The 22,013-nt window shown below is 41.7% G+C and carries 18 protein-coding genes and 2 tRNA genes; 11 read left to right on the forward strand and 9 right to left on the reverse strand.

What is annotated here, in order from left to right:
• Nucleotides 1-12 precede the first annotated feature (12 nt).
• Entirely contained in the window at nt 13-1,431 is a 1,419-nt protein-coding gene (gene leuC, locus MMO38_RS08965) for a 3-isopropylmalate dehydratase large subunit (protein ID WP_130161955.1), read from the reverse strand.
• Nucleotides 1,432-1,722: 291 nt separating this feature from the next.
• Between leuC and MMO38_RS08970 the strand changes: the two genes are divergently transcribed.
• The 3 genes from MMO38_RS08970 (at nt 1,723) to MMO38_RS08980 (ending at nt 3,892) form a co-directional block, all read left to right on the forward strand.
• Entirely contained in the window at nt 1,723-2,388 is a 666-nt protein-coding gene (locus MMO38_RS08970) for a hypothetical protein (RefSeq protein ID WP_241323294.1), read from the forward strand.
• 376 nt (nt 2,389-2,764) lie between these two features.
• Complete coding sequence (locus tag MMO38_RS08975) at nt 2,765-2,974, forward strand: DUF2061 domain-containing protein (protein ID WP_212749344.1); 210 nt, start codon at nt 2,765-2,767, stop codon at nt 2,972-2,974.
• 60 nt (nt 2,975-3,034) lie between these two features.
• Nucleotides 3,035-3,892 (forward strand): LysR family transcriptional regulator, encoded by an 858-nt coding sequence (locus MMO38_RS08980; RefSeq protein WP_241323295.1) that lies wholly within the window; start codon nt 3,035-3,037, stop codon nt 3,890-3,892.
• Here MMO38_RS08980 and MMO38_RS08985 read toward each other — a convergent pair.
• Nucleotides 3,889-4,539, reverse strand: a complete 651-nt coding sequence (locus tag MMO38_RS08985; protein ID WP_004668508.1) for an HAD family hydrolase — start codon at nt 4,537-4,539, stop codon at nt 3,889-3,891. The genes MMO38_RS08980 and MMO38_RS08985 overlap by 4 nt on opposite strands.
• 184 nt (nt 4,540-4,723) lie before the next feature.
• Here MMO38_RS08985 and MMO38_RS08990 point away from each other — a divergent pair, with 184 nt between their 5' ends.
• The gene (locus MMO38_RS08990) at nt 4,724-5,200 is read left to right on the forward strand and encodes an RNA pyrophosphohydrolase (RefSeq protein ID WP_004668505.1); all 477 of its coding nucleotides are present in this window, start codon (nt 4,724-4,726) and stop codon (nt 5,198-5,200) included.
• Between the two features lie 92 nt (nt 5,201-5,292).
• The gene (gene ptsP / locus MMO38_RS08995; RefSeq protein WP_005194937.1) at nt 5,293-7,587 is read left to right on the forward strand and encodes a phosphoenolpyruvate--protein phosphotransferase; all 2,295 of its coding nucleotides are present in this window, start codon (nt 5,293-5,295) and stop codon (nt 7,585-7,587) included.
• A 78-nt stretch (nt 7,588-7,665) separates the two neighbouring features.
• Here the strand turns inward: ptsP and MMO38_RS09000 are convergent, their stop codons facing one another.
• On the reverse strand, nt 7,666-8,115 hold the full coding sequence (locus MMO38_RS09000) for a hypothetical protein (RefSeq protein ID WP_241323296.1): 450 nt from the start codon (nt 8,113-8,115) through the stop codon (nt 7,666-7,668).
• 546 nt (nt 8,116-8,661) lie between these two features.
• Here MMO38_RS09000 and MMO38_RS09005 point away from each other — a divergent pair.
• Nucleotides 8,662-10,182: a catalase gene (locus MMO38_RS09005; RefSeq protein WP_005194928.1), complete on the forward strand. Its 1,521-nt coding sequence runs from the start codon at nt 8,662-8,664 to the stop codon at nt 10,180-10,182.
• A 58-nt stretch (nt 10,183-10,240) separates the two neighbouring features.
• Here the strand turns inward: MMO38_RS09005 and MMO38_RS09010 are convergent, their stop codons facing one another.
• The 6 genes from MMO38_RS09010 to MMO38_RS09035 all read right to left on the reverse strand — a co-directional run bounded on the left by MMO38_RS09010 (nt 10,241) and on the right by MMO38_RS09035 (nt 15,265).
• Entirely contained in the window at nt 10,241-10,672 is a 432-nt protein-coding gene (locus MMO38_RS09010) for a GNAT family N-acetyltransferase (protein ID WP_241323297.1), read from the reverse strand.
• A gap of 46 nt (nt 10,673-10,718) precedes the next feature.
• Nucleotides 10,719-11,771 carry an MBL fold metallo-hydrolase gene (locus MMO38_RS09015; protein ID WP_241323298.1) on the reverse strand — a complete coding sequence of 351 codons (1,053 nt, stop codon included), beginning with the start codon at nt 11,769-11,771 and terminating at the stop codon, nt 10,719-10,721.
• A 438-nt stretch (nt 11,772-12,209) separates the two neighbouring features.
• Entirely contained in the window at nt 12,210-12,818 is a 609-nt protein-coding gene (locus MMO38_RS09020; RefSeq protein ID WP_005194913.1) for a glutathione S-transferase family protein, read from the reverse strand.
• 51 nt (nt 12,819-12,869) lie between these two features.
• Entirely contained in the window at nt 12,870-13,568 is a 699-nt protein-coding gene (locus MMO38_RS09025; RefSeq protein ID WP_241323299.1) for a YafY family protein, read from the reverse strand.
• A gap of 69 nt (nt 13,569-13,637) precedes the next feature.
• Nucleotides 13,638-14,312: an HAD-IA family hydrolase gene (locus MMO38_RS09030; RefSeq protein ID WP_241323351.1), complete on the reverse strand. Its 675-nt coding sequence runs from the start codon at nt 14,310-14,312 to the stop codon at nt 13,638-13,640.
• Between the two features lie 20 nt (nt 14,313-14,332).
• Nucleotides 14,333-15,265, reverse strand: coding sequence for an RluA family pseudouridine synthase (locus tag MMO38_RS09035; RefSeq protein WP_004668490.1), 933 nt, complete (start codon nt 15,263-15,265; stop codon nt 14,333-14,335).
• A 474-nt stretch (nt 15,266-15,739) separates the two neighbouring features.
• Here MMO38_RS09035 and MMO38_RS09040 point away from each other — a divergent pair, with 474 nt between their 5' ends.
• From MMO38_RS09040 to MMO38_RS09060, 5 genes are all read left to right on the forward strand, one after another.
• Nucleotides 15,740-15,961, forward strand: a complete 222-nt coding sequence (locus MMO38_RS09040) for a hypothetical protein (protein WP_171063372.1) — start codon at nt 15,740-15,742, stop codon at nt 15,959-15,961.
• Between the two features lie 92 nt (nt 15,962-16,053).
• On the forward strand, nt 16,054-19,458 hold the full coding sequence (locus MMO38_RS09045; RefSeq protein ID WP_241323300.1) for an Rne/Rng family ribonuclease: 3,405 nt from the start codon (nt 16,054-16,056) through the stop codon (nt 19,456-19,458).
• 189 nt (nt 19,459-19,647) lie between these two features.
• Nucleotides 19,648-21,489 carry a long-chain-acyl-CoA synthetase gene (locus MMO38_RS09050; RefSeq protein WP_241323301.1) on the forward strand — a complete coding sequence of 614 codons (1,842 nt, stop codon included), beginning with the start codon at nt 19,648-19,650 and terminating at the stop codon, nt 21,487-21,489.
• 245 nt (nt 21,490-21,734) lie between these two features.
• Nucleotides 21,735-21,810: transfer RNA gene (locus MMO38_RS09055), tRNA-Lys, on the forward strand.
• A gap of 98 nt (nt 21,811-21,908) precedes the next feature.
• Nucleotides 21,909-21,984 (forward strand) — tRNA-Lys (locus tag MMO38_RS09060).
• Nucleotides 21,985-22,013: the final 29 nt, after the last annotated feature.

A 22,013-nucleotide genomic window follows, 5' to 3' on the forward strand; every position in this document is an offset into this window, starting at 1 on the left:
GATTTTGCTCCCTTAGAATGAACGAACATCAACGAAGTGACCTGCAATCGCTGCCGCAGCTGCCATCGCTGGACTGACTAAATGGGTACGCCCACCATTGCCCTGACGACCTTCAAAGTTGCGATTTGAGGTTGATGCACAATGCTCACCTGGTTGTAACTTATCAGCATTCATTGCCAAACACATTGAGCAACCCGGTTCACGCCATTCAAAACCTGCTTCCAAGAAAATTTGATCCAAACCTTCTTGCTCTGCCTGCTGTTTAACCAAACCAGAACCCGGAACGATCATCGCCTGTTTAATACTTGAAGCGACTTTACGACCTTTCACGACTTCGGCAGCGGCACGAATATCTTCAATACGTGAGTTGGTACATGAACCAATAAAGACACGATCCAATTGGATATCAGACAAAGCCTGACCTGCGTTTAAGCCCATATATTGATAAGCACGTGTCCAATCATTACGCTGTACATCATCTTTGGCTTGTTCTAAAGTCGGTACTGCTTGCGTAACTGGGATTACCATTTCTGGAGAGGTTCCCCAAGACACTTGCGGCTCGATCTCTGCGCCATTCAATACAACGACCGCATCAAACTCAGCGTCTTCATCAGAATGTAAAGTGTTCCAATATTCTACCGCTTGTTCCCACTGTTCGCCTTTAGGTGCATAGTTACGATCCTTTACGTAGGCAATAGTCTTGTCATCCACTGCGACCATACCCACACGTGCACCCGCTTCGATTGCCATATTGCACACTGTCATACGGCCTTCAATCGACATATCACGGAACACTTGTCCGCCAAACTCGATTGCATAACCTGTACCACCAGCCGTACCAATCTTACCGATGATGGCCAAAACCACATCTTTCGATGTCACGCCTTTGCCCAATACACCGTCTACACGGACTAACATATTTTTAGATTTTTTCTGTACTAAGCATTGTGTTGCCAATACATGTTCAACTTCTGATGTCCCAATCCCATGTGCCAAACAACCAAAAGCACCATGCGTTGCCGTATGCGAGTCACCACAAACCACGGTCATACCCGGTAAAGTTAAACCTTGCTCTGGGCCTACAACATGCGCAATCCCTTGGCGAATGTCATTAATCCCAAATTCAACGATATTAAATGTTTTACAGTTATCGTCTAAGGTTTGCACTTGGATACGAGAGGTTTCGTCCTCAATTCCTGCAATCCCCTGTTCACGCTCTTTTTTAGAGGTTGGAACGTTGTGGTCAGGTGTTGCGACATTGGCACTTAAACGCCATGGTTGACGCCCAGCAAGTTGTAAACCCTCAAATGCTTGAGGACTGGTGACTTCATGCAATAAGTGACGATCAATATAAATTAAGCATGAACCATCATCACGTTGCGTTACTAAATGGTCATCCCATAATTTGTCATACAATGTTTTGCCTGCCATGTCGTCGCTCTCCATCGTGCTTGCCATAGGACTGGGTAACTAAATCTTAGATTGATTATAACAATGGTTTTACATAAATCTAATTTATCATTTTTATAAATTAACAAACTTTTTGGAATGACTTAAGACTTCCTTGATAAAATTTAATGTACTTTAAATACATCAATCATGAGATAAAATGGCTATCTATCTAATAACTCATAAAAAAATATAGTTAACCAAAAAATAACTAATTTTGTATAATTCCTCAGAAATTTATAAAGCAACTCACGCCTTTCGGATACAAAATCAATGCAAAAACTTATATTCCCATCTATTTTTATATTCGTCTCTCTCTTCACTGGATGTGCAAGCACCCCAACTCAGAAACTTAATGTAAATACTGTAAAAGCATCAAATCCAACATCCTTGATTATCTCCAAAAGAGAAAAACCATCTTTCTTAGCAACTACGGCATTAAATGTACAGTTTGCTCTTCTTGGACTGGCTGCTCAGATATCTAGTGGCAACAAGATCATCAACGAAAATCAGGTAGAAGATCCTGCGATCTATATAGCGAATGAACTAGCGAAAACACTAGAGAGCCAACTAGGGATAACGCATATCACAACAAGCACATCAACGACCACAACGAATAATATTAAAACACTTGCTGAACAGCACAAAGAGGCAGATATTCTACTCGATGTTCAAACAACGTACTGGCAGTCTATTTACTACACTTCAGATTGGAATAACTATCGAGTTGTATACGCTGCAAAACTAAGATTGATTGATACTAAGAATAAAAAAGTCATTGCTGAAAGCATTTGTTCAAAAAAACAAGACGACAAAAAAAATTCACCATCTTATGACCAATTAATTGCAAATAATGCTGCTGTGTTAAAGGCTGCTCTTAAATCACATGCGGATGAATGTATCAGTGAATTTAAAACAAATGCTTTAGGTTCAATCTAAAATTTCATAAGCTCATCCATAAAAGTAGTCATTCAATTAAAAACGCTTCGACATGCTCAGCGTAATGTCCCCAGAGCATGTCGAAGGGAAGCGATCACATATATTCAATTTGGAGAGTGAGTTTATGCGCAAAAAATGGGATAAAAAGTCGTGTAGTTTTTGAAATTTGTCCAAGTAAAGTGACGCTTTAATTTATGAGTAAGTATATTAAAGTATCCAACTAGAATAAGAATGGGTGTTCAAGTTGTTGTTGATTTTACAGCACCAGTAAAAGATACATTCACAAATCCAATCACCATAAATCAAAATTTCTTTTTTACATTACAAGTGATAATGATTATTATTTAAATAATTAAGTTTTACGATGGTGCTTACAATGGCGAATATTCAACAATTCGTGATAAACAATCAACGGACGCTCAAAAAGACCTTGAGTTACTACATCTTACATATTAGTGTTGCTATGCTAGTCGCTTATGCGATTACTGGAAACTTACTCGTGTCCGCAACCTTGAGCTTACTTGAACCAACCGTACAGGCATTTGCTTTTTTCTTCCATGAAAAAGTGTGGAGTCGTTTTGGTTAAATGACATAAAGTAAATCAAGCTCTTGGTTAAATTTTTAAAATGTTCTTGGATACATCCCTATGAACCTTGCTGCATTTGAAGCATTTGTAAAAGTGATGGAAACAGGTTCTATTTCTATCGCGGCAGAACAATTATTTATAACTCAACCTGCGGTCACCAAACGGATTCATAGCTTAGAACAGTATTTTGATGTCAAGCTATTTGAATCCGCAGGACGGGGTATACAACCCACCTATGCTGCACACTCACTGTTGCCTAAAGTAAGGGGTTGGCTCAACGAACTTGGCGAAATTCACCACACCTTAAGCCATGAGCAAGCGCAGGTACAAGGTCGTTTAAAAATCGGAACCAGCCATCACATTGGATTGCATCATTTGGCAGAACCACTCAAAAACTTTGTGCAGCATTTTCCCAAAGTCACTTTAGATGTTCATTTCGTCGATTCTGAACAAGCACATGAGCACGTACTCGCTGGAGAGTTAGAGCTTGCATTTTTGACCTTGCCACCTGTTGGGGATGATCGTCTGCGTTATGTGACGATTTGGAATGATCCTTTGGTTTTTGTTGCGTCGCCCTTTCATCCTTTAGCACAACAACAAAACCTGAAACTCGAAGACCTGATTGCTTACCCAAGCCTACTTCCAGCAGCACATACCTACACCAGTCAAATCACACTTGCTGAATTTGAGAAAAAAGGCTTAAAACCGAAAATTAGCATGAGCAATAACCCGTTAGAATCCATCAGAATGTTGGTTTCGATTGGCTTAGGTTGGTCAGTGTTACCAAAGACATTACTCAATCATGATTTAAAACAATTAGATCTTAATCTGGATATGCAGCGCCAATTGGGCATGGTGTGGCACCCTGCCCGCATTCAGTCTAAAGCTGCTGAAGAGTTAATTAGGATGATGACCTAAATCGACCAGTCTTGGATTTCCCATGCTTGCTCTTGAGCGAGTGTTTCTAAACGGTCATCAGGGTTCACCGCAATGGCATGGGTTGCATACTCCAATAAGAAACGGTCATTAATCGAATCCGAATAAGCCCAAGACTCCTCTACTTCACGACCTGCTAACCATTGATCCAAGCGCACCAGCTTGCCTTTTTGATAGCATGGCACGCCTGTTACTTTACCCGTGTATTTGTCTGCAATCACTTCAGCATTGGTGGCAATAATTTCGGTAATACCAAATTCACGAAAAATCGGTGCGGTGATAAAATCACTGGTCGCGGTAATTCCCACAATCGCATGCCCCAACGCTTGATGTCGTTGAATTGCCTCAAAACCTTTAGGGCGCATTTGTGGACGAATCACCTTTTGCATAAACAACTGATGGAGTTCCGTTAAATACGCATTGTCATGTTTGGTCAAAAACTCAAAAACAAATTCATTATAAGCAATTGGATCAAGCTGCCCTGCTTTATAGTCTTCATAAAACTTGTCATTCATTTGACGATGATGAACTGGATCGACCAAAGCTTCATTGACCAAAAATTCACCCCACGAATGGTCAGAATCGGTATTTAACAGGGTGTGATCTAAATCAAACAAAGCCAATTTCATATAAATGCTCATTTAAATGCAAATTAAAGAAAAAAAACGTAAATCTATTTCCGTAAGTCACTAAAAATTCGTTAAGATCATAGCAATTTTAAACATTTTACTTTGATCTTTTTCGAGTTGGACGTGCAAGCGTGACTGTCCCCGATATCAAAGTCAACGATATAGACAAAATTTAGGTAGCCAAATGATCGACTCAGAAGGTTTCCGACCCAACGTCGGGATCATTTTGGCAAACGATGACGGACACGTCTTATGGGCAAAACGCATTGGTCACAATGCTTGGCAATTTCCACAAGGAGGTATCCAGTTTGGAGAAACCCCTGAGCAGGCACTTTACCGTGAACTGAGAGAAGAAGTCGGTTTATTGCCCGAACACGTCCAAATTATAGCGCAAACTAAAGGTTGGCTGCGTTATCGTTTGCCACATCGGTACATTCGGTCAGATTCAGATCCGATATGTATTGGACAAAAGCAAAAGTGGTTTTTACTGAAATTAACGGCTTCGCCCCATCATATTCAGTTAAACCTATCAGACCCACCCGAGTTCGATGAATGGCAATGGGTGAGTTACTGGTATCCATTGGGTCAAGTGGTCAACTTCAAACGTGATGTTTACCGTAAAGCCATGATGGAATTGTGCATACAATTACCTCAGCGTTAATTGTTATAGAATCATCATTTTAAGCAATGATTTTCAACAAGAGAGCTGTTATAAATAGGCATATAACGATTTATAAATTGGAGTAAACATCCATGTCAAACATGCAACTCGACACCCTCAGACGCATTGTGCAAGAAATCAATGCGTCCGTCAGTTTGCATGACTCTTTGGACATTATGGTCAATCATGTGGCTGAAGCGATGCATGTGGATGTATGCTCTATATATCTCTTAGATGAGCGTAATCGTCGTTATGTGTTGATGGCCTCAAAAGGTTTAAACCCTGAATCCGTTGGACAAGTCTCTTTAAGTGTCGGTACAGGTTTGGTCGGTTTAGTCGGTCAACGCGAAGAAATTGTCAACTTAGACAATGCGCCGAAACATGAACGCTTTGCTTATTTGCCTGAAACAGGTGAAGAACTATTTAACTCATTCCTTGGCGTACCTGTGATGTATCGCCGTAAGGTCATGGGTGTTTTGGTGGTTCAAAATAAGGAATCACAAGACTTTAGTGAAGCGGCTGAATCTTTTCTGGTCACGCTATGTGCACAACTATCTGGTGTGATCGCGCATGCCCATGCCGTAGGGAATATTGACGTTTTCCGCAAACCCAATGGCGGCTCTACCTATAAAACCTTTCAGGGTGTGTCTGGTGCGGGTGGCATCGCCTTAGGCCGTGCGATTGTACTCTACCCCCCTGCTGATTTAGCCGTGATTCCAGATCGCGAAGCTGAAGACATTAGCGATGAATTAGCATTACTCGATCAAGCGATTGCTTCAGTTCGTATAGAAATTCAGTCCTTAGATGAAAAAATGCAAGATTCCCTCATGTCGGAAGAGCGTGCTTTATTTAGCGTGTTCTTACGGATGTTGGATGAAAATGCACTGCCAAGTGAAATTAAAGACCATATTCGCTCAGGAAGTTGGGCACAAGGTGCGGTGCGGAAGGTGATTGATAAACACATCGCCCTCTTTGCACAAATGGAAGATGACTACCTACGAGAACGAGTTTCCGACCTTAAAGACTTAGGTCGTCGAATTCTCGCTTGCTTGCAGGAAAATGATACCAGTCATCGTGAGCTTAGCCCTGATAGCATCCTCATCGGTGAAGAAATCAGTACCGCAGCGCTCGTTGAACTTCCTGTTGATAATATTGCAGCGATTGTGACCTCCGAAGGTGCAGCCAATTCACATATGGTGATTGTGGCACGTGCACTCGGGATTCCAACGGTTGTGGGGGTAACCGAGTTACCGATTACCACGCTTGATGACATTGAGATGATTGTCGATGCCTATCAAGGACGGATCTTCGTCAATCCACCACGTCGATTGCGCCAACGTTATAAAGAAGTCCAAAAAGAAGAAGAACAAATTGCCAAAGATTTAAAGCAGTATGAGACCAAAGATGCAATTACCCCCGATGGTGTCGCGATCCCCTTGTTCGTCAATACTGGTTTAATGATTGATGTTGTGCGTGGGGTACAACGCGGTGCCAAAGGTGTCGGGCTATATCGTAGTGAAATTCCATTTATGCTGCGTGAACGCTTCCCAGGTGAAGAAGAACAACGTGCGATTTACCGCCAACAACTCAGTCATTTCGCCAATAAGCCTGTGATTATGCGAACACTGGATATTGGTGCGGATAAAGATCTGCCGTATTTTAGTATTGAAGAAGAGAACTCTGCATTGGGCTGGCGTGGCTTGCGCTTTACGCTGGATCATCCTGAGATTTTTTCTGCACAAATCCGTGCGATGTTAAAAGCCAGTATTGGTTTAAACAACCTTCATATCTTACTGCCAATGGTGACCAGTGTCAGTGAAGTGGAAGAAGTGTTGTACTTATTTGAGCGTGACTGGATTGCAGTTCAAGAAGAAGAGCAAGTCAAAATAACCAAACCCAAACTCGGCATTATGGTTGAAGTGCCAAGCGTGCTGTTTCAAATTGATGAATTTTCGGAACTGGTTGATTTCTTTTCCGTTGGTTCAAATGATTTGACGCAATATTTATTGGCCGTCGATCGTAATAACCCGCATGTGGCCAATGTCTACTCACATCTTCATCCCTCGGTTTTACGCGCACTGCGACAACTGGTACAAGACTGCCATAAGTATCAAAAACCGATCAGTATTTGTGGCGAAATGGCAGGTGATCCCTTGTCCGCAATTCTATTGATGGCAATGGGCTTCGACACCCTTTCTATGAGCTCAAGTAATATTTTAAGGGTACGAAAGGCGATTTGTCATATTCCAATGAGTGATGCAAAACGGCTATTAGATGAAGTTTTGCGTATGAATAATCCATTGCTGATTAAGAGCTGGCTAGAGCATTATTTTAGAACACATGGTTTAGCGGATATGGTTAAATCAAATCGTTTGGTCAACGCCTAGAACAGAGAAAGCTAGCGAATCAACATGAATAAAAAGGGTAATCCTCTTCTGAGCGTCACCCTTTCTTGTTAGATATTATTATTTCAAATAAATCTGTTGCTTGCCGCTTCCCAGTTTAACACGAGGGAATTTTCGGTCGTAGTCAATCACAATCGCATCTTTTCCTGTCAAATTCTGAGTAGCCGACTCCCATGTCACGTAATAAGTAATCTCAGCGTCCCCGCGGACCGTCGGTTGAATCAGCTTTTTATGATCTGCTGGCACTGTAAAATTCACAGTAAACGGAACTTGAGAAACCTGCACTTGCTTTTGTTGAATTAAGGTCGCAGGCGCATCGGCCAAACCTGTTTCCAAAGCATATAAACTGACTGTACCTTGCTGTTGCGGCGCACTATAGGTAGTATTCCCAACAAATTCGACCGTTACTGTATTTGATTGAGTGGTTTTCAGATCACTATTGTGAGTAACTGAGCTACAACCAGCCAGAAGAGTCACTGACAAACCTAAACCATAAGTAATTTTTTTCATTTTTCTATCCCAAAACAGTTAAATTCAAAAATACCATGAAATAAAATCAATTCATTTTCACTTACATATTTCTAGCATTTAAGCTTAGAAATTCCATATCAATTGAAGTTGCGAAATCACCTTATTTACACAACACCAACATGTATTTGCGCTACAACGTCTAAATATATTCATGCCGCCCTCATCTAAGCAACTTTTCATTTTGACCACCGCCACCCCAGAAAAATCACAAAATAAATATCTATTTTTTAAATATTTTTTAACTTCTTTAACAATTCATATATCAACATGGGTTAAGTTAAAGTTTAAGATTTAAACAGCTTCAATCGAATAAAGCATTTAAGACATCAACTTTAATCCATTGGAAAAAAGAGTTTTATCCGCCTAGAGTAAAAAGTACAAAGGCTACACCTAATCATGGTAAATATTATTTAGGCATCTATCACGATACCCAATCGAGCCATGATTAGGCTGTAACGGTCCAACTTTCATAACGGTCTAATAGTCAGGCTGATTTCATGCAGATCACCCTGATGGAGAAGAAACATGAGCCAAGATGACAAAAAATGTCCTTATAGCCAACTTACAACAGACTTTGGTGCACCCGTCGTTGACAACCAAAATAGTTTAACTGCGGGCGCGCGAGGACCACTCCTTGCCCAAGACTTGTGGCTAAATGAAAAACTTGCCAACTTTGTGCGTGAAGTGATTCCTGAGCGTCGTATGCATGCCAAAGGTTCAGGTGCATTTGGTACATTTACAGTCACCCACGATATTACCCAATACACTCGCGCTAAAATTTTTAGTGAAATCGGTAAAAAAACTGAAATGTTCGCCCGTTTTACCACCGTTGCTGGTGAGCGTGGTGCCGCTGATGCGGAACGTGATATTCGCGGTTTTGCCCTTAAGTTTTATACTGAAGAAGGCAACTGGGATATGGTCGGGAATAACACGCCTGTGTTCTTTTTACGTGACCCACGTAAATTCCCAGATTTAAACAAAGCAGTGAAACGCGACCCTAAAACCAATCTGCGTAGCGCAACCAATAACTGGGATTTTTGGACTTTACTGCCAGAAGCACTGCATCAGGTGACTATTGTAATGTCAGACCGAGGCATTCCTGCCAGCTATCGTCATATGCATGGCTTTAGTAGCCACACCTATAGTTTTATTAACGCAGCCAATGAGCGCTACTGGGTAAAATTCCACTTTAGAACACAACAAGGCATCAAAAACCTCACTGATGCAGAAGCAGGTGAATTGGTTGGTCAAGATCGTGAAAGCCATCAACGTGATTTATTTGACGCAATTGAACGTGGCGACTATCCAAAATGGACGTTGTGTGTACAAATCATGCCTGAACAAGATGCTGAAAAAGTTCCCTACCATCCATTTGATTTAACCAAAGTTTGGCCTCATGGTGACTACCCACTCATCGAAGTTGGGGAGTTTGAGTTAAATCGTAATTCAGAAAACTTTTTCTTGGATGTTGAACAGTCCGCTTTTGCTCCGAGCAACCTCGTTCCTGGCATTAGCGTTTCACCAGACAAAATGCTGCAAGCACGTCTATTCAACTATGCCGATGCTCAACGTTATCGTTTAGGTGTGAATTATCAACAAATTCCAGTCAACGCGGCACGCTGCCCTGTTCACAGTAATCACCGTGATGGTCAAGGGCGTACCGATGCTAATTACGGTGCTTTACCACACTACGAACCAAATAGTTTCGGTCAATGGCAAGAGCAAGCGCAGTACAAAGAGCCACCATTAAAAATCAATGGCGATGCTGATTTCTGGGATTTCCGTGAAGACGATAATGACTACTTTAGCCAACCTCGTGCGCTGTTTGAACTGATGACACCTGAGCAACAACAGGCACTGTTTAACAATACAGCAGGTGCGATGGGTGATGCACTAGACTTTATTAAATATCGCCATATTCGTAATTGCTATGCATGTCATCCCGCTTATGGTGAAGGTGTTGCACAAGCATTAGGTTTAACGGTGGCCGATGCTCAAGCCGCACGAGCAACCGATCCAGCGAGACATTTACCAAGCTTTCTTTAATTTTTGAAGTACAAAAAAAGCCATCCTCGGATGGCTTTTTTACCCAAACAATTTAAAGCTACAAACTCAAATGCAAAATCGGGAAAGGTTTACCCAATCCGTCCAGTGGGGAACGAGAAATGACTTTAAAGCCTAAACATTCATAGAAACCCACTGCCTGTGGATTTTGTTCATTGACATCCACCTTGGTCGCACCAAGCTGTTCAACTGCATAAAATAACAACTGCTTGCCAATGCCTTGACCTCGTGCTGCATTTCGAATGAACAACATCTCAATCTTTTTCTCTGCCACACCAACAAAGCCCAAAATCGTACCTGTATCACTTTTCATACACTTTAAAGTAACTGCTGGAAAAGCCTGTTCTATAATGATTGGCTTAAAAAAAGCAATATCATCTTCACTAATAAAATCATGTGTTGCTCGAACAGAATCCTCCCAAACGGCTAGTAGTTCTGCATAGTTTTCAGGATGTACAGCGTCTAGGAGCATCGTTTTCTCATATTTAAAAATAACAAATCAAGATTTAGCTTAAGTATTAAGCACGTATAAAATGCCCTTCACGAATACAATAAAAAGGACTAATCAATCTTGAAGATGATTTCATTGCATGCATCAATTCATGTTCTGGCGTATCACGGTCTTCATCCGTCAACTGAAAAGTTCGATAATGAATCGCCAAAGAACGGTGGGCATGGAGATCTAAATGAGCGTGGAATGCATCCTGTGGATTCATATGCACATAATGCATCAATTTACGCGGTTCATATGCACCGATAGGTAATAATGCAACTCTTGCATCACCATAACGTTCATGAATTTGTTTGAAGTGTCCCCCATAGCCAGAATCACCAGCAAAGAAACAATGCCCCGTTTTAGCTAAAAGTGAAAAGCCACCCCACAGCGCCCGATTTTGATCTCTAAATCCTCGTCCAGAAGCATGCTGCGCAGGGGTATAAGCGATCTTTAATTCATCATGAAATGGGATTTCCTGCCACCAGTCCATTTCAATGACATGAAAATATTTCGGCATGTAATAGCCATTGCCCAAACCTGTATAAATTGGCATTTCAAACTTCTGATGTAACCAATCCAGAGTTGCTAAGTCCATGTGATCATAATGATTATGACTCAGCAAAACCCCATGAATAGTTGGCAAATGCTCTAAAGCTATGCCTGCGGTACACACACGTTGCGGCCCTCGCCCTTGTCTTGGGCTGGCATATTCACACCAAACAGGATCAGTCAAAAAATTATAAGGGCCGATTTGAATCAAAACAGTAGCATGACCAATAAACCACATTTGCCAATCATTGAGATCTGCATGCGGACGGTTTTGTGGCAATTCCAACATCTGATTACGCAGATTCAATTCTTGCGCAGGATCAACACGCCATGTAAAAGACTTACGCGTCGCAAGCCATTTAAATAAAGCTTTACGACCCAACGATGTTAAAGGTCTGTCTAGATTATAAAAACGATCAATACCAGAATGCTCAGAAGCCTCGTGTGGAAATGGAGGTTTCTCCCAAGTGTGGCTCAAGCAAGATTGTGTCGGCAATTGATAGGTTAATGTCGGCTTATCTTTCATGTACGTCTTCTTTGGTGGAATCCAATCGCATGAGGCATCAGCGAATATGTATTAAATGATAAGAAGTCTTTCAATCTAAATTTTATCAAATCAATAGATTGTATAATTTTTAAAGGATTTTATTTCATCCAAATCATCGACTTCAATCCTCACATAAGGTTCTTAGTTATGCTGATTTTCTCTAGTCGAGTCAATATAATTTTATTGCTGATCCTCATTGTTTACTTAATTTATGTAAGCTGACGTAATCCATTTTTTCCAAAACCTAAAATGAATAAAAAAAAACAGCCGATTAATACGACTGTTTTCTGCTTTAGTTTATTAGAACTGTTTCATCACTATTTAGCCTCTTTATATTTAGCCTCTTTATATTTCTCCCATCGGGAGCATGAGGAAAGATTGAAGTTTCGCAAGGGAATTGATGAAAGAAATCTATTTTTATACGTTACTAAAAAATGCAGCGAACTGTTGATAACTTGGTCGTTGGCTGACATTTTCTAAATAACGTTCTATTGCAGGATGAGGTTCTATTTCATTCATTTTTAACTGCCAAAATAACATCGCGGCGACCATCACATCCGCCGCAGTAAATTGGGCCCCACATAAATATGGATCCGCTTCACTTAAGCCCTGCACAAAAGCAGTATAAACATCTTGATCATCACCATATCCAACAAACATCTTCTGTTCTGGTTTTATAGTTATACCGAGCATTTTATTGGTCGATGCAGCATCCCACGGTCCAGAAATAAACATCAGCCAACGATAGTAAATACCGCGCTGAGGATCATCCAATGCAGGTGCTAAACCTTTTTCTATAAACTTATCTGCCAAATATGCACAAATTGCACCTAACTCATAAATGACAACCCCATCATCAACCAAAACAGGAACCTTGCCAAAGGGATTAATTTTTAAATATTCAGGCGTTTTCATTTCGGTTTCAAAGGCAACTTCAATGCGTTCACATTCAATGCCAAGTTCGATCAGTAGCCAATCGACCACCACACCACGAGATTGAGAATTGGTATAAAGTTTAAGTGTCATTTTCATTTTTCCTTGTTTGTTGGTCTTATTTAAATGTAATGGTTTTGATTGTCAGTTTTTGTCAGTAGTCGAATGGCAGACTTCTTTTATCCACCATTGTTGAAAGAGTTGTTGTTTAAATTGGGGGTACACGTCCTGACTCAAGGTTAATTGTTGAATACGATCAATCCGAAAATTTCGAAAATCATTGCGCAACTCACACCAAGCAGCTAAAACGATTTTGTCATTAAAATACCCCAATGCAAACGGCCATACCGTTCTAGTACTTATTCGTTGCTGTTCATCCGCATAGTTCATTGAAATTTTGACTTGTTGCCGAATCGCCAAACGTATTTGCTCAACCCATTGTTCATCGACAGGCAACCAAATACTAAATGCTCTTAATGTGGTTTGTTGTAATAAATACTGGCAATGTTCAGGTAATACTGCATTTAACTTAGCTAACACCGAAGTTGATGCAGATTTTAAGGCTTGATCTGGAATGTCATTCAACCAATTTAAAGCCAAGAAAATGGCTTCTATTTCAGTTTCATTTAAGGTCATCGGCGGGAGTAAGAAATTTTCTTTAAGTTGAAAACCTACACCAGCGCCAGCCTCTATATTGACACCTTGTGCTCGTAAACTCTCAATGTCACGATAAATACTACGTTGACTGATCTGCAAGCGCTCAGCCAATACCTGTGCAGTCACAGGATAGCGATATTCTCTTAACAGTTGTAAAAGGTTGAGCAGGCGAATTGAACGACTCATGGTTTTCCTATTTTTATTATGGCTGATGGGAAAGCGTACTTCCCCATCTTTTTATCATTTTCAAATGGCTTAACTTTCTGTTAAAGCATTCACCTGCAAGATACGCTGTAAGTAACCCTGTAATTCCTGAACATTATGAGCAATCGCTAAAGGTTGATAACGTTGTAAAGTTTCAATGTTATGCACACCATAACTCACACCGATACGATGCATATTCAGATTTTGTGCCATCTCAAGATCATAACTGGTATCTCCCACCATAATCGCACGTGTCGCATCCACCTGCATTTCGGCAAGAATTTCTTGCAGCATCAACGGATCTGGCTTGGACTTGGTTTCACTGGCAGCACGGGTAATATCAAAAATATCATGGCTATTGGTTTGACTGAGTACACGATCTAAACCTTTCCGACTTTTTCCTGTGGCAACCGCAAGTTTCAAACCTTGCTGCTTTAAATCCATGAGTAATTCAGCAACGCCACTAAACCAAGCATCACCTTTAGAGTTAGCAACATAATGATCTGCATAGCATTGCAAAATATCTTGCTGTAAATGTGGCACTTGAGGAAATAAGATTTGCATCACTTCAGGCAAGCCCAAACCAATAATACTTTTCGCAGCTTCATCCGTTAACGGCTGCTCGAATCGTTGTGCTGCATGTTGCAAACTTGCCACAATCTGCCCAACGGAATCGAATAAAGTGCCATCCCAATCAAAAATCACCAGCTCAATGCTGTGACTGATTGCTATTTTATCAATTTGGCTCAAGGCTTTTTTCTCAACTCGTCTATAACTTGTTGCATATCCTCAGGCATCGGCGCTTCAATCACTGGATAGTTTGGTATTTCCAAACGCATCGCATGTAAACACAAGCGTCTTGCTTCTGGACCCGCATAAGGTGTGTTGTGTCCATATTTATCATCGCCAATCAGCGGATGACCAATACTTAAACCGTGCACACGAATTTGATGGGTACGACCCGATAACGGTGAGGCATTGATCAGGGTTGCTGTCTTAAAGCGCTCTACCACCTTCCATTCTGTTTTACTTGGCTTACCTTCTTTAGTGACGCGAACCCGACGCTCACCATTAGAAAGCTCGTAGCGGAGTAAAGGTGCATCAATCATTTGTTGATCCAAACTGACTTGCCCTTTCACAATCGCAGTATAGGTTTTCTGTATTTTATGCTCGCGCAGTAAATCCTGTAGCAGTTTTAAGGTACTACGCTTTTTACTGATCATCACCAAACCAGAGGTATCACGGTCAATACGGTGAATCAACTCTAAATATTTTTTCCCCGTCGCGGCACGTAAAGCCTCAATTAAGCCATACGCAACACCACTACCACCATGTACTGCGATACCGGATGGCTTATTCACCACCAACAGTCCTTCATCTTCATACACGACACGACTGAGTAAGCTTTGCGCCACACCATCACTCACAGGTACATCGCTGTCATCTTTTTGTTCATAGCGAATTGGTGCGACACGAATTTGATCCCCAATCGCCAAACGCGTCTCTGCTTTCACGCGTTTTTTGTTGATACGAACTTGCCCTTCGCGAATTAAACGATAAATTCGACTTTTTGGCACACCTTTCAATCGGGTAAATAAAAAGTTATCAATTCGCTGCCCTAATTGATGCTCATCCACTTCAAACCAAGTGACACTTTGCCATTGCTGTGTAGAATTCATACGCTCGATTAATCCAAGATTTACTAAATATGATTAAAAAATGATCATTTAGCTAAGTTATTTCACAAGAAACCTAAACTTAGCCCATAGGCAGATGCCGCAAGGTTTGGTATATTCATCACACGGATACCCTCGTAAGTGAGCGTCAAATCAAAAATTTTATTTAGTTAAAATTTCAAATAGATGAGAAACTCACCAATAGCTCGAATAGGTCCTAAAGAATTATGCCGACGCCGAAGGCTTATTATATCGGCAAAATGACAAACTGTTGCGTTTAATTGTGCATCTGCACATACAGTTTGTTCATAAAAAATATGTCGCCAGCAAATTTGTTGGTTATTAAACGTAAACTGATCCACATCAGACAATTTGCTCCCTGATGTCGCATTCAGGCTAAAGCGTTGATGCATTGGAACTGCCAAGCACAGATACGATGATCATTCCGTATCGAGACTTCCAGATGGATCGACTTCAATGCTTAAGACAATGAAAGTCACCATCCAATGCACCGCTCACCCGCCAGTGAAGCGTACAGGACACTTTGATTACATCGGGTCTAGTGGTATTTCACAGATGCATGACATGGATGAAATACCAATAGCTCCAAGATTGAAGCAGAATTGCTTACATCGAAAGAATCGTATCAAAGCCCGAAACTGGATATTACAGTCAGTGGTTTCAGAGCATCATATATAAAGTTGCTTCTGAGTCTTGATCGCGCCAACTTGATGTTTGTTCAAAAGTATTGAGCTTGTTGTTTGTGTGCATCACTATTAGGTGTCACACCCATGAAACGTATGTTGATTAATGCAACCCACGCCGAAGAAGTTCGCGTTGCACTTATCACTGATAATCGTCTTTACGATTTCGATTTAGAAAATCGTACTCGTGAACAGAAAAAATCAAATATCTATAAAGGTCATGTCACTCGCGTTGAACCGTCTTTAGAAGCGGTTTTCGTCGAGTACGGCGCACAGCGTCAAGGCTTTTTATCAATGCGAGAAATTGCAAACTCGTATTTCAAAGCTGACCCTCGCCAAACCTCAAATATCCGTGAACTCATCACCGAAGGGACTGAGTTACTGGTTCAAGTTGAAAAAGAAGAACGTGGCAACAAAGGTGCTGCACTTTCAACTTTCATCTCACTTGCTGGTCGCTATTTAGTATTAATGCCAAACAACCCGAAAGGTGGTGGTATTAGCCGTCAGATTTCAGGTTCAGTCCGTGAAGAACTGAAAGAAATTTTAGCGTCATTAAACCTTCCTCGCGGCATGAGCGTGATTGTACGTACTGCCGGTATCGGTCGTACGCAAGAAGAACTGCAACTCGACTTGCAACATTTGCTTGACCTTTGGGCTCAAATTCAAAGCACCTCAAGCACTGGCCCATCGCCAATGTTGGTGCATCAAGAAGCGGGTGTGGTCACACGTGCAATCCGTGATTACTTGCGTGATGATGTTTCAGAAATCTTAATTGATAGCGAACAAGCGTATAACGAAGCTTATAACTTCGTAAAAGCTGTCATGCCACGTCAACTCGACAAATTGAAAACCTATACCTTGAATGAGCCTTTATTCGCTCACTTTGGTATCGAAAGCCAAATCCAAACTGCCTATGAACGTGAAGTAAAGCTTCCTTCTGGTGGTTCAATCGTGATCGATCAAACAGAAGCGCTTGTTTCGATTGATATCAACTCTGCAAAATCAACACGCGGACATGATGTTGAAGAAACAGCTTTAAATACCAATTTAGAAGCTGCGGAAGAAATCGCTCGTCAATTACGTTTACGTGATATTGGTGGGTTGGTGGTGATCGACTTTATCGACATGACCAAAGACCGCAACCAACGTATGGTTGAAGCTAAACTCCGTGAAGCAACGCAAAGCGATCGCGCACGTATTCAGTTCGGTCAGTTATCACGTTTCGGTTTGATGGAAATGAGCCGCCAACGCTTACGTCCGTCTTTAGAAGAAGCAACAGGTTATGTCTGCCCTCGCTGTCATGGCACAGGTATGGTTCGTGACTTACGCTCTCTTTCACTTTCGATCATGCGTAAAGTTGAAGAAATTGCATTACGTGAACGTCAAGGTGAAGTTCAAGTTGAAGTGCCTGTTGAAATCGCAGCATTCCTATTGAATGAAAAACGTCATAGTCTTGTTTATCTTGAACAAACCTCAAATGTGCGGGTTACGATCCTTCCTCACCCACACTTAGAAACACCGCATTATCAAATCCAGTTCAATCCAGAAGGTTTTGCACCTTCAAGCTATGAACGTACAGAAGCAACTCGCTCAAGTGAAAAAGAACTGGGCTATGAATCTTCTGAATGGCATATAGAGGATGCTGAGCATCAACATGCTGCACCTGCCAAAAACCAGACAGCGGCACCACAGAAAAAAGCTGGTCAAACGCAAGCCGCTCAACAACCATCACAAACACAAGCAAAACCACAGACTTCAACGAGTCCATGTGCATGGTTAGAGAACTTATTTGTTCAAAAACAAGCACAAACCACTGATCAGTCTCGTTCTGCACAAAATGCTGCGGCAAGCATTGAACAAATGGTGAACAATGGTGCGATCAGTCGTGGCCAATTTGGTCAAGTTGCGATCCCAACACCTGTTGCATCAGAAGTAGTAACAGCACCTGTAAGCAACAATGCTTATATGTCACAACCGCCTGTGAAACAAGAAGCACGCGAATCTTTTGATAAAGACGAAAAAACACATCGTCCACATCCATCTCAAAACCAATCGCAAAATCAGAAGAAGCGTAAACACAAAGAGCAACGCGAACAGCACGTGCATGTTCATGCACATGAACCACAAGCATCTGCTCCTGTGCATGAAGAAGTCGTACAGCTCTCTCGTCAAGAACAGCGTCACGAACAACGTGAGATGAAGCGCCAACAGAAACGTCAGCAACCACAAGAGCCTCAAAACCAACAACAGCAGAATGATGCTGCTCATGGAAATGATGCTACACCGTTGCCACGTCGTGAACGCAATCAACAACGACCAAATCGACCAAATCGTCACCGTGATCAAAGCGTTTTAAATGAAGCACCTGCTGCTCCAGCAGCAGAGAATCCACAACAAGTTAAAGTTGCTGTGATTGATGCGCCACGTACTGAACCAATGAACACAGCATTGATTGTGAACATTGATCAAGGTCAAAGTGAAATTGTTGCACTTAATCCACAACAGAAAGTTGCTCCTGCAGTAAAAGCAGAGCCAGCTCAACCTATGGCAGCAGCGGTTGAAACTGCGAAGACAGCACCTGTGTCAGAACAACCTGCGGTTGTAGAAACACCAGTCGCTGAAGTCGCACAAGCACCAGCAAAACGTGCAGCGAATGATCCACGTTCGCGCCATCGTCAGCAGCGTAAAGCTCAAACGAACCAAAAAGCGGTGCCGAAAATTGCCCCATCGCAAATTCCAAGCTTGGGACAATACACACTTAGCAGCTTGATTCGTCATGTTTATGGTGAAGATTGCACCATTTTAATTGAGCAATTTGGTTTAATTACGACGTTCAATCGTGCTTTACAAAAGTTCGCTGAACAATATGCAAGCAGCCTCGTGGTTGAAACAACCGAAACTGAGGAGAAACGCCCAGTTACTCGTGACGTTGAACTTCCGAGCCAAAAACCAACCGAAGAAGCAGAACCGGCACCAGTGTTAGCACTCACGCCACCTGAAGCATCTTCTATTCGTGTTGCAAATGACCCTCGTGAGCGTCGTCGTTTAGCTAAACTTGCTGCTGAGCAAGCCAAAGAAGCGCATTTAAGCTCAACGGCAGCTCCAGTAGAAGCAGTGCCTGTACCTGTAGAAAACACTGACGTTAAAGAAGAAGTGAAAGAAACAGAAGTCACTGCTGCTGTCGCTGAGGAAACCGTTGCAGTAACGCCTGAGCAACAACCGCTAGAGCTAGCAACAACTGAAGTTTCTGAAGTTGAAGCAACTCCTGCTAAAACGGTTGAAAAACCACAATCTGCTGCGAAATCAAAAGCAGTTGCTGTAGAGAAAACAGTCGAACCAGCACAAGCGACTGAAACCGAGGAGCCAACTTCAGATCCTGAAGCACCAGAATCAGAAGAGGAGGCTGCGGCTAGAATCGAGAAAGAAAAATCTAACCGCCCTCGTCGCCCACGTGGACGTCCACCGAAAAAGAGTGTTCCTAGCAATGAGTAATTTGCTAAATCGCACTCAATAATCAAGAGCCTAGTCATTTCGGTGACTAGGCTTTTTTGTTATTTTGTCAAATTAGGTTGATTGCTCTAGGAACTTGCGATTAAAAACAACATCGCTAACAATGATGTTAATGGTTATGTTCTCACAGATAGCCACCTTTGGATTGATCGAAAAATAAATAGGATTGATATGAGCCAAACTACGCAGACCGATATTATTACTCTTGGTGATGTCGCAACTCGACTTCCAAACTTTCTCACCAAAGTACCTCATATTCTGAATGGTCTTAAACAAGCATATTTGCGAACGCCAACTTCTCCAGCTGGCTTAGGGGTCGCTTTTGAAAAAGCAGTAAAGCGCAACCCGCAAGGTATCGCGTTATTATTTGAAGATCAAAGCTACAGCTACCAAGCACTGAATGAATGGGCCAACCAAATTGCGCATTACTATTTATCGCTTGGTGCAAAAAAAGGTGATGTCATCGCGGTGATGGTGGAAAACCGTCCTGAATTGATTGCCACGATCGTTGCTTTAGCAAAAATTGGAGTGACTATTGCACTGGTCAATACCTCTCAAATTGGTAAAGTGCTGGCGCATAGCATCAACTTAGTCAACCCAATCGCCGTGATTGCAGGTGAAGAAGTTCGTGCTGCAATTGATGAAGCTCGTCAAGACCTCAAGGTTGCTCAAGATCGCTTTCATTGGTTTGCGGATCAAGAAACGCTTAAAGATGCTGGAACAGCACCTAAAGGCTATACCAACCTCGCTCAAGAAATTGATCAATTTCCAAAGTTCAATCCTTCAACCACACGTACCGTAATGGGTAAAGACGGTTTATTTTATATTTACACCTCAGGTACAACCGGCTTGCCTAAAGCTGTAATCTTTACCCATAGCCGCTGGACGCTAGCTTACGGTACTTACGGTCATATCCTCAATCTAGGTAAAGATGACGTGATGTACGTGACATTGCCCCTTTATCATGCCACTGGTGTCGTGGTTTGTTGGTGTGGTGTTATTGCAGGTGGCGCAACATTAGCGGTCCGCCGTAAATACTCAACCAGTGCATTCTGGAAAGATGTACAAAAATTCAATGCATCAGCGATTGGTTATGTTGGTGAATTATGCCGATATCTCATGGATGCTCCTGTCACAGAGCTTGATCGCAATCATCGTGTCACCAAAATGATTGGTAACGGTATGCGTCCAAATATTTGGAGCAAGTTCAAAGAGCGCTTCGGTGTTGAAGAAGTCCTTGAGCTGTATGCATCAAGTGAAGGTAACGTTGGCTTTAGCAACATTTTCAACTTTGACAATACCGTTGGCTTCTCTCCTACACCTTATGCCATTGTTGAGTTTGACAAAGAAAAGAATGAACTTGTTCGTGACCAAAAAGGCTACTGCAAGAAAGTGAAGACAGGTGAAGTTGGCTTACTCGTTGGTAAAATTACCAGCCGTTCTCCATTTGATGGCTACACTGATCCAGAAAAGAACAAATCTGTGATCTTGAAAGATGTCTTCGTCAAAGGCGATTCATACTTCAATACTGGCGATTTAGTTCGTGATATTGGCTTCCGTCATGCGCAGTTTGTAGACCGTTTAGGAGATACCTTCCGTTGGAAAGGTGAAAATGTCTCTACAACTGAAGTTGAAAACATGGTTTGCGAATATGACAAAATTGTCGAAGCAGTGGTGTATGGAGTAGAAATCCCAAATACCAATGGTCGTGCAGGTATGGCAGCCATCACACTTGTAGATGGTGAAAAGCTAAATGAATCCGACCTCACCGATATGGTCGATGTATTCAAGAAATGCTTACCTGCATATGCAATCCCAGTATTTCTGCGTGTACAGGCTAAAGTTGAAACCACAGGTACTTTTAAATATCAAAAGAATAAGCTGAAAGATGATGGTTTTAATCCAAGTAAAACCGATGAGCGTTTATTGGTTTTACTACCAGGTGCAACACGCTATTGTGATGTAAATGCTGAAATCTTTGACAATATTCAAAGTTATCAATACCGTTTCTAGTTCGTTTTTTAACTAAACAAGAGGAAATCGTGCTTTTTATAAACAATCATGCGACTGTTTTTAAATTTCCTCTTGTGTTAGCTGAATAAGTTGCTAGAATACGCAGCATCAAAACGATACAGTGTATAGAAGTTTTACTTCTCTCTGAGTCAGTTCGAGTATGAATGTAAGAGAAATCTACTTGCGAAGCGTTGCTTCTCATCTCTTGCGCTCGGGTAAAACGTTGTTTTACTTATCCTCGCTCAGGGTCGTTAGCTCAGCTGGTAGAGCAGCGGACTTTTAATCCGTTGGTCCCGCGTTCGAATCGCGGACGACCCACCACTTATTTGTTTTGATTTCCTGAAAAGGATTTACTTTGTAAGACTACGCGCTTCGCTTGTCTTGCAAAAATTTTAGAGTATTACTCTAAAATTTTTTCAGGGTCGTTAGCTCAGCTGGTAGAGCAGCGGACTTTTAATCCGTTGGTCCCGCGTTCGAATCGCGGACGACCCACCAAATTCTAAAGAACCTCATCATTTTTGATG

This window comes from Acinetobacter sp. NIPH 1852 (assembly GCF_022549455.1).
GTDB lineage: Bacteria > Pseudomonadota > Gammaproteobacteria > Pseudomonadales > Moraxellaceae > Acinetobacter.

What these genes read in the sequence shown, in the direction of transcription:
- leuC (WP_130161955.1), bottom strand. Translation starts at nt 1,431, where the DNA reads ATGGCAGGCAAAACATTGTATGACAAATTATGGGATGACCATTTAGTA.
- MMO38_RS09005 (WP_005194928.1), top strand. Translation starts at nt 8,662, where the DNA reads ATGAGCCAAGATGACAAAAAATGTCCTTATAGCCAACTTACAACAGAC.
- MMO38_RS09000 (WP_241323296.1), bottom strand. Translation starts at nt 8,115, where the DNA reads ATGAAAAAAATTACTTATGGTTTAGGTTTGTCAGTGACTCTTCTGGCT.
- MMO38_RS09040 (WP_171063372.1), top strand. Translation starts at nt 15,740, where the DNA reads ATGCTTAAGACAATGAAAGTCACCATCCAATGCACCGCTCACCCGCCA.
- MMO38_RS09045 (WP_241323300.1), top strand. Translation starts at nt 16,054, where the DNA reads ATGAAACGTATGTTGATTAATGCAACCCACGCCGAAGAAGTTCGCGTT.
- MMO38_RS08970 (WP_241323294.1), top strand. Translation starts at nt 1,723, where the DNA reads ATGCAAAAACTTATATTCCCATCTATTTTTATATTCGTCTCTCTCTTC.
- MMO38_RS08980 (WP_241323295.1), top strand. Translation starts at nt 3,035, where the DNA reads ATGAACCTTGCTGCATTTGAAGCATTTGTAAAAGTGATGGAAACAGGT.
- MMO38_RS09035 (WP_004668490.1), bottom strand. Translation starts at nt 15,265, where the DNA reads ATGAATTCTACACAGCAATGGCAAAGTGTCACTTGGTTTGAAGTGGAT.
- MMO38_RS09010 (WP_241323297.1), bottom strand. Translation starts at nt 10,672, where the DNA reads ATGCTCCTAGACGCTGTACATCCTGAAAACTATGCAGAACTACTAGCC.
- MMO38_RS08985 (WP_004668508.1), bottom strand. Translation starts at nt 4,539, where the DNA reads ATGAAATTGGCTTTGTTTGATTTAGATCACACCCTGTTAAATACCGAT.
- MMO38_RS08975 (WP_212749344.1), top strand. Translation starts at nt 2,765, where the DNA reads ATGGCGAATATTCAACAATTCGTGATAAACAATCAACGGACGCTCAAA.
- ptsP (WP_005194937.1), top strand. Translation starts at nt 5,293, where the DNA reads ATGTCAAACATGCAACTCGACACCCTCAGACGCATTGTGCAAGAAATC.
- MMO38_RS09015 (WP_241323298.1), bottom strand. Translation starts at nt 11,771, where the DNA reads ATGAAAGATAAGCCGACATTAACCTATCAATTGCCGACACAATCTTGC.
- MMO38_RS09050 (WP_241323301.1), top strand. Translation starts at nt 19,648, where the DNA reads ATGAGCCAAACTACGCAGACCGATATTATTACTCTTGGTGATGTCGCA.
- MMO38_RS08990 (WP_004668505.1), top strand. Translation starts at nt 4,724, where the DNA reads ATGATCGACTCAGAAGGTTTCCGACCCAACGTCGGGATCATTTTGGCA.
- MMO38_RS09020 (WP_005194913.1), bottom strand. Translation starts at nt 12,818, where the DNA reads ATGACACTTAAACTTTATACCAATTCTCAATCTCGTGGTGTGGTGGTC.
- MMO38_RS09025 (WP_241323299.1), bottom strand. Translation starts at nt 13,568, where the DNA reads ATGAGTCGTTCAATTCGCCTGCTCAACCTTTTACAACTGTTAAGAGAA.